This window comes from Alkalibacterium thalassium, assembly GCF_900101165.1.
Classification (GTDB): domain Bacteria; phylum Bacillota; class Bacilli; order Lactobacillales; family Carnobacteriaceae_A; genus Alkalibacterium; species Alkalibacterium indicireducens.
The window spans coordinates 82807-89962 of the sequence record NZ_FNFK01000003.1 but is presented as its reverse complement, the minus strand read 5'-3'; the positions used below and the strand labels follow the sequence as shown (position 1 = coordinate 89962).

Genomic DNA, 7156 nt, shown 5'->3' with positions numbered 1-7156 from the left:
CTATTATTTCGGCACGTAAGAATGGGGTGTTTTTACAAGCATTAACCGAAATGATTCCTGCCTTTAAGAAGGAATTTATCCCTGAGTTCAAAGGAATACTCCGTACATTACTAAAGAAACCCAAAACTAGAAAATCAGTCGGTGTGATTGAAGGCAGTATTGGAAAGCGCTGTGCGTCGTCTCACGCTCTTGGACAATTGGCTAAAGTACTAAAATAAAGAGATTTTAAGGCTGTTTACTGAGGGAGAAAGGCTCGCAGAGCCCATCTCCCTCAGTAAACAGCGAAAAACAATAAAAGGAAAAAGCGATTCTAGAGATTTCCTACAACAACTTGACACACACGTCCGTCTGAGGACTGATAACTGATACACTTTCATATGTTATAATTAGACGATGATGCGTAACTGTTTAAAGGGATAGGAGTAAGATGAGGGAATAATCATGACTAAAAATCAATTAAAACAAAAACTAAAAAAAATGTTCAGTCACACCATACAGAAACTGAAACCCAGGCTGAAACGGTCCTGGGTAGTAGGGAAACGTAAATGGAAGAAATTCCATATGACTAAACTGCTCATACTGACCGTTCTCTCTGTTGCGCTGTTATTCAGCGTCTATCTTGCCGTTCTCGCAAGGACGGCAAATGTGAATGCCTTGAGAGCAGGGCTCGAACAGTCTACTACGATTATGGACGAACAGGGTGAGGAAGCTGGAACGCTATTTGCACAAAAAGGCTCATTCGTGGAATTGGAAAGAATCTCTCCTCATATTGTTGATGCAGTAATATCGACAGAAGATCAGCGGTTTGAGAAGCATCGCGGATTTGATCCGATCGGAATTGGACGTGCAGCTGTAGGATATGTTATGAACAGAGGACAGATAGTCGGTGGTGGAAGTACAATCACCCAACAATTGGCCAAAAATGCCTACCTCTATGCAGATCAGACCCTGATGAGGAAACTCAAGGAGCTGTTTCTGGCTATAGAAATAGAGAAGCACTACACTAAAGATCAGATACTGGAAATGTATCTCAATAGTGTCTACTTTGGTAACGGAGTATGGGGTGTTGAGGATGCTTCTATGAAATACTTTGGCAAGGGAGCATCTGATGTCACTGTTCCCGAGGCTGCGGCTATAGCAGCTATGCTGAAAGCACCCAGTCATTATAATCCGATCGACAATTATGAGCGGTCGATCAGCAGAAGAAACGTCGTGCTTTCATTGATGGAAAATACTGGAACGATCACTGGGGAGGAAAGAGCCAGCTATCAGCAGACTGGACTGACTCTGGTTGACAGATATAACAGCACAGATGGATACCGCTATCCCTATTATTTTGATGCAGTCATAAACGAAGCAGTTAACAGGTACGGCTTTGAAGAAGAAGACCTGATGAACAACGGTTATACTATATACACTTCTCTTAATCAGACTCATCAGCAGCAGATGGATGCAGTCTATGCCAGCAACAGCAATTTCGAAGTGGCTGCTGACGGAACAGCGGCGCAGAGTGCATCTATCGCACTGAATCCGAAAACTGGCGGAGTGAGCGCAGTAATCGGTGGTCTAGGAGACTACACTTTCCGAGGATTCAATAGAGCAACGCAAATGAGAAGGCAGCCAGGATCAGTAATCAAGCCTCTGGGCGTCTTCACACCAGCACTGGAAGCAGGATATGCGCCTGATTCACTACTTAAGGATGAGCTGCTCTCTTACGGTGAAACAGGTTATACCCCAACGAACTTATCTGGTTATTATAGCGGAGAAGTTCAGATGTATAGAGCTTTAGCAGATAGTCTCAATGCACCGGCGGTCTGGCTGCTCAATGAACTCGGGTTGAGAAAAGGGATGAATAAAGTTGAACAGTTCGGTTTAAGAGTAACGGACAAAGATAATCATTTGGGGGCTATCGCATTAGGTGGAATGGACAGAGGTGTTTCGCCTCTGGAAATTGCCAGTGCGTACAGTGTTTTCCCAAATGGAGGAATCAGAAAAGATCCGCACTTTATTACACGAATTGTCGACGCCACAGGAGCTGTGGTTGTGGACAATACTTCTCCCAGATCAAAACGTGTGGTGTCCGCTAAAGTAGCCGATCAGATGAACAGCATGCTCTTAAGCGTGTTCGATAACGGGACTGGACGAAACATTCAACCAGACGGTTTCAAGATAGCGGGTAAAACGGGGACAACACAGACAGAATCAGGTACAGGAGCAACCGACCAGTGGGTGGTTGGCTATACACCTGACATTGTGATCACTAGCTGGATGGGTTATGATCATACAACTGACAATCACTATCTCAACACAGCAACGTCTCAAGGAATCGGACAGGTATTCAAAGCTCAAATGGAGGCCATCCTTCCTCATACGGAGCAGTCTACTTTCCTGGTAGAAGAAGCTGGATCAGAATTTAGAGTTGAAGAGCCTTCATTTATGGATAGAATGACAGAAGGGCTGGACAATGCAAGTGAATTTATCAGAGAGGGATCCTCTGTGATCCGTGAACGTGCCGGAGAGCTGTTCAGACAGTTCCGCAGTCGACAGTCAGGACAATAAGTTAATTAAAGCCTTTTAATCTTTTCTGGAAAGACCATTCAATTCGTGATAAACTTGTATAGTAAAGAAAAAGCTCGACATAGAGCGAAATTTGAAGGGATGAGACGATGGCTGTCAACATTTATGACACGGCTAACCACTTAGAACAGGAATTAAGAAACACTGAAGAATTTACGACATTAGAAGCGGCATTCGGTGCTGTTAAAGAAGATGAAGAGGCAAGTCGCGTATTTAACGAATTCCGTCAAGTACAGCAGATGATCCAGCAGAAACAGATGATGGGCCAGGAAATTTCTGAAGAAGAAGCAGCACAGGCTCAGGAGGTTTCGACTAAAATCAGTCAGAATGAAATCATTACTAAACTGCTTGAAGCTGAAAAGCAAGTCGGCCAGATGATCGACGACATCAACCAGATAGTATTGAAACCCGTTAGAGAATTATATCAATAAAAGATCAGATGAAGAGGGCTTGCTAATATAGTGAGTCCTTTTCACTAACACTACAAAGAACATATGTACCCTATAAAAAGAAGGAGTGTATACTCATGGTCCTATTTGTTCACGCCGCAGATCTGCATCTGGACAGCCCCTATAAAGGCATCAAAGATCTGTCCAGCCGTCTGGAGGAAAAAATAAAAGAATCAACATTCCAGTCATTGACTGCTATTGTCGACCTGGCAGTGGATCAACAGGTTGATTTCGTGCTTTTTTCAGGAGACATCTACGATCTGGAAGATCGGAGTATCAAAGCTCAAATCGTCTTTAAAGAAGAGATGCAGAGGCTGAATGACCAGGGCATTCCAGTCTGTCTGATCCACGGGAATCATGATTTCTTGGGAAATGAAGCAGATCACCTTTCCTTGCCGTCAAACGTGACTGTATTTCCCTCTGAAGTAGAGACGATTTACATACAGACAAAAAAAGGGGAGCGTGTGGCTGTCAGCGGATTCAGTTATGATAGAAAATGGATCGACAGGCGTATGATAAGAGACTACCCTTCTCGAAAGGCACAGATCGATTATCACATAGGCCTTCTCCATGGTTACGAAGAAGGACAGAAATCTGAGCATGGCAGATACGCACCTTTTTCCCTTGCTGAACTGGCTGAAAAAAATTATGATTACTGGGCTTTGGGGCATATCCACAATAGGCAGCAGCTTTCAGCTGAACCGCTTGTTTATTACAGTGGAAATACCCAAGGACGTCATAGGAAAGAAACTGGAGACAAAGGCTGTCTGCTAGTCAATTTATCCCGTTCAGGTCATAGCGTCGACTTTAAAGCTACTGCACCAATCATCTGGAAGGAACTCAATGTCGATGTAAGCACACTTGAGACACTCGACAGTATTTATGAAAAGATCAGACAGGCAGTGATTGAAACAAGTGACGGTCAGACGCTGCTTTATCTTAAAGTCATCGTTTCGTCGCAATTATCAGATAAGATAATGACTAAATTGAATCAGGATGACTTTATTGAAACGCTGCACCATGATTCTGATAAATCTTTTGCTTTCGTAACTGGGCTTAAAATACAGATAAGTAATGTCACAGCAAATCAGGTATCGCTGGAACAGCTGTTTCCAGAGGAGTGGAAGAGATCGGTCGAGTATTATTCAGAAAATGAAGCATTTAACGAAGTGACTAAGGAACTGCTGGATACCTATCCGTTTTCAGTGGAACTGTCTGAACAGACTGAAGAATACAGACGCGAGATTTTAGAGTCAGCACTGACTTTGCTTCAATATGATTTAGGAATGAATGAGGGATAGAGAAATGAGAATAAAAAAGCTCGTGATTTATGGATACGGGAAGTGGATCGATGCTGAATTTGATTTGTCCTCTTCGATCCAGGTTATACAGGGGCAGAATGAAGCCGGAAAATCTACGCTGATGTCGTTTATTCATAGTATATTATTTGGTTTCCCGACCAGACATAGTTCTGCGCTCAGATATGAACCGAAAGAAAGCAGTCGTTATGGAGGGAAAGTGATTCTTGACGACGACCGTTTCGGTGAAGTGACGATCGAAAGAGTAAATGGAAAAGTCACGGGAGATGTAATGGTTACCCTCGAAGATGGAACTGAAGGAGATGAGAGACTGCTTGATACGATCCTTCATAAAAAAAACAGATCATTTTATGAGCAGATCTATTCATTTGATCTGAAGGGGGTTGAAGAAACAAAAGATATGAACCGGGAGCAGTTCAACCGCTTCTTCTTAAGTGTCGGATCCTTTGGAAATGAGCAGTTCCTAAAGCAGGCCGATCAGTATAAACAGAAAGCCTCTCAGCTGTTTAAACCGACGGGACGCAAACCGAAAGTAAACGAGCTCTATCGCTCCCTCAAAAAGCAGAAAGAGCAGTTGAGTAAAGCGAAAGAAAAAAACGAAACATACATTATCCGGGTCAAGGATAAAGAAACGGTCGATGCAGAAATGGATCAGCTGGAAAAAGAATTGAAGCAGAAACGAGAAGAGAGGGACCTTCTTAACCATCACCTCAAGCATATTGAAACAATTGAAGAATTGAACCGGCTGAAGAGAGAAATCGATCAGTACCCGGACCAGTCATTACCAGAAGATGGTCTGATCCAGCTCAACCATATCAATAGACAGCTTGAAGAAATGAGAGAACAGACTAAAGAACTGCATGAGAAGCAGAATGCTCTTCAGGACAAGTATCGCCCCTCAAAAGAACTGCTGGTGTATCAGGAGAACGAAGAGGCAGTGGATCAGCTGACAGGCAAGTGGGATCAGCTTGAGTTGAAAGCTGACTCGATTAGAGAACTGAAGCAGCAGATCACCCTTCTGGAACAGCAGACCTTTGAGTTTAAGTTAAGAGAAGGCCTGTCCCTTCAGGATGACTTACCCGAAGATCTTACTTCAGACAGCAGAGGACAAGTTCAGCTGATCGATCAGTCAATAAATCGTTTGGATCAGGAAGAAAAGGAATCGAACGAAACGATTGAAAGACTTAAGCTTAAAATCGAACATAACGAAGAACAAATCGATTCGATTGAAGAGACGTTATGGCCACTCTCGACATTTAAAGCAGTTGAGGCAGAAGAAAAACAGAAAAGAACACTCGATACGCCAAAAGTCTCCGAGAGAAAACCGGTCATCCTTATTACCAGTTCCTTATTGCTGCTTGCTTTCCTGGCATTAGTACTTCAAAACTGGTCTCCTCTTCTAGGTGTTTTCCTTCTTGCTGGAGTGTGGACTATCATGGTCAGACGAAAAGGAGAAGCCGTTAATTATAGAGAACCAGATTATGACAGAAGTGAATATTACTATCAGAAGAAACTGCGGCAGCAGTGGAAAGACACGCTTGCATCTATCGATTCACTGCAGCAGCAGATTGGCGAGGAAAAAGATTCTCAGAACAGGATTTGGCAGGAAAAAGAAAAGTATTCTGCATCATTTTCAGAATGGAAATCAGTTCATCGTTACCCTGAACACAACTCACTGACTGCTGTGATGTCTTCAATGGAAAAGATGTCAGAAATAAGAAAAGTTGAACGACAGCAGAGAGAACTGTCAGATAGATTGTCAGAACAAATAACTGAGCTGGATAAGGAACTGAGACAGAACGCCTTTACTCGTACCATTTACGAAGACGAACAGGATCCGTTAAACGTCTTTTCTGAGGCTAGAAAAAAACTCAGACAGATTGAGCAGGACAAGCGACTACAGCAGGCCTATATAAAAGAAACTGAGAAAATTCAGAATGCTGTATTATATTTTGTTCAGCAGGAGAAAGAACAGAATAAAATGAAGCATGAGCTTTATGATCAGGCTTCTGCAAAGAACGAAGAAGCCTTTATACGTGCCTATCACACACTTCAGGAAAAGAACGAAAAGATCAGACGCTATGAGCATTTATCTTCGACAATCGATGTAAGTGAACAGTCTCTGACCTTGTCAGGCGAAGATGTGAAAAATAAGCTGATGGAACTGGCTGAAGCAGCAGAAAAGTTAGAAATCGCCTATAAAGAAAAAGCCCGAAGATCTATCGAACTTGCATACGAAATAAAGGACCTGGAAGAAGGTGGGACTTACTCGGAACTGCTTCAAAAGTACGAAAATGAAAAAAGTGTTTATCAGGATGCAGCTGATCAATGGAGCACTTACAAAATTGCCTCCTCATTGATTGAACGGACTCTGAATAACGCTAAAGCCAATCAGCTGCCTCAGACCATTGCTCTGGCAGAAAAATATTTTTCATCACTTACATCGGGGGACTACCCATCGATCCTTATGGACTCCGACGAGTTTTTTGTGATTGACCGCAGTGGAAAGAAATGGGCAGCGGAAGAGCTCTCAAGAGGAACTATCGAGCCACTTTACGCTGCGATACGACTGGCTTTTGTGGTCAGCTTTAAAGATACGGTGAGTTTTCCGGTCATTATTGATGACAGTTTTGTCAATGTCGATGAAGAGAGAAAAAGTAAACTGTATGATCTGCTGAATGAGGTCTGTCAGTCTGTACAAGTCATTTATTTTACCTTTGATTCAACTATTACTGATTATGTTCCTGAGTCTCATGTGTTAAAATTAAACTAAGTAGTGTATCAAACATATTGAAGATAATGAACAGCAGG

Annotated in this window: 5 protein-coding genes; all 5 read left to right on the top strand. The window is 42.7% G+C overall.

All coding sequences use genetic code 11. The annotated features are described in order from the left end of the window. The coding region (locus BLR76_RS11740; protein WP_176759576.1) for a hypothetical protein at window positions 1–218 on the top strand (218 nt) is incomplete at its 5' end. A gap of 223 nt (window positions 219–441) precedes the next feature. Next, complete coding sequence (locus BLR76_RS01795) at window positions 442–2559, top strand: PBP1A family penicillin-binding protein (RefSeq protein ID WP_245682999.1); 2118 nt, start codon at window positions 442–444, stop codon at window positions 2557–2559. 107 nt (window positions 2560–2666) lie between these two features. Beyond that, the gene (locus tag BLR76_RS01790) at window positions 2667–3008 is read left to right on the top strand and encodes a YlbF family regulator (RefSeq protein ID WP_091264719.1); all 342 of its coding nucleotides are present in this window, start codon (window positions 2667–2669) and stop codon (window positions 3006–3008) included. A gap of 95 nt (window positions 3009–3103) precedes the next feature. After that, window positions 3104–4327, top strand: a complete 1224-nt coding sequence (locus BLR76_RS01785; protein WP_091264717.1) for a metallophosphoesterase family protein — start codon at window positions 3104–3106, stop codon at window positions 4325–4327. 4 nt (window positions 4328–4331) lie between these two features. After that, window positions 4332–7118 (top strand): ATP-binding protein, encoded by a 2787-nt coding sequence (locus BLR76_RS01780; RefSeq protein WP_176759575.1) that lies wholly within the window; start codon window positions 4332–4334, stop codon window positions 7116–7118. The last annotated feature ends 38 nt before the right edge of the window (window positions 7119–7156 follow it).

Bases quoted from the DNA above. Each gene is read 5' to 3' on its own strand.
- BLR76_RS01795 (WP_245682999.1), top strand. From the start codon at position 442: ATGACTAAAAATCAATTAAAACAAAAACTAAAAAAAATGTTCAGTCAC.
- BLR76_RS01790 (WP_091264719.1), top strand. From the start codon at position 2,667: ATGGCTGTCAACATTTATGACACGGCTAACCACTTAGAACAGGAATTA.
- BLR76_RS01785 (WP_091264717.1), top strand. From the start codon at position 3,104: ATGGTCCTATTTGTTCACGCCGCAGATCTGCATCTGGACAGCCCCTAT.
- BLR76_RS01780 (WP_176759575.1), top strand. From the start codon at position 4,332: ATGAGAATAAAAAAGCTCGTGATTTATGGATACGGGAAGTGGATCGAT.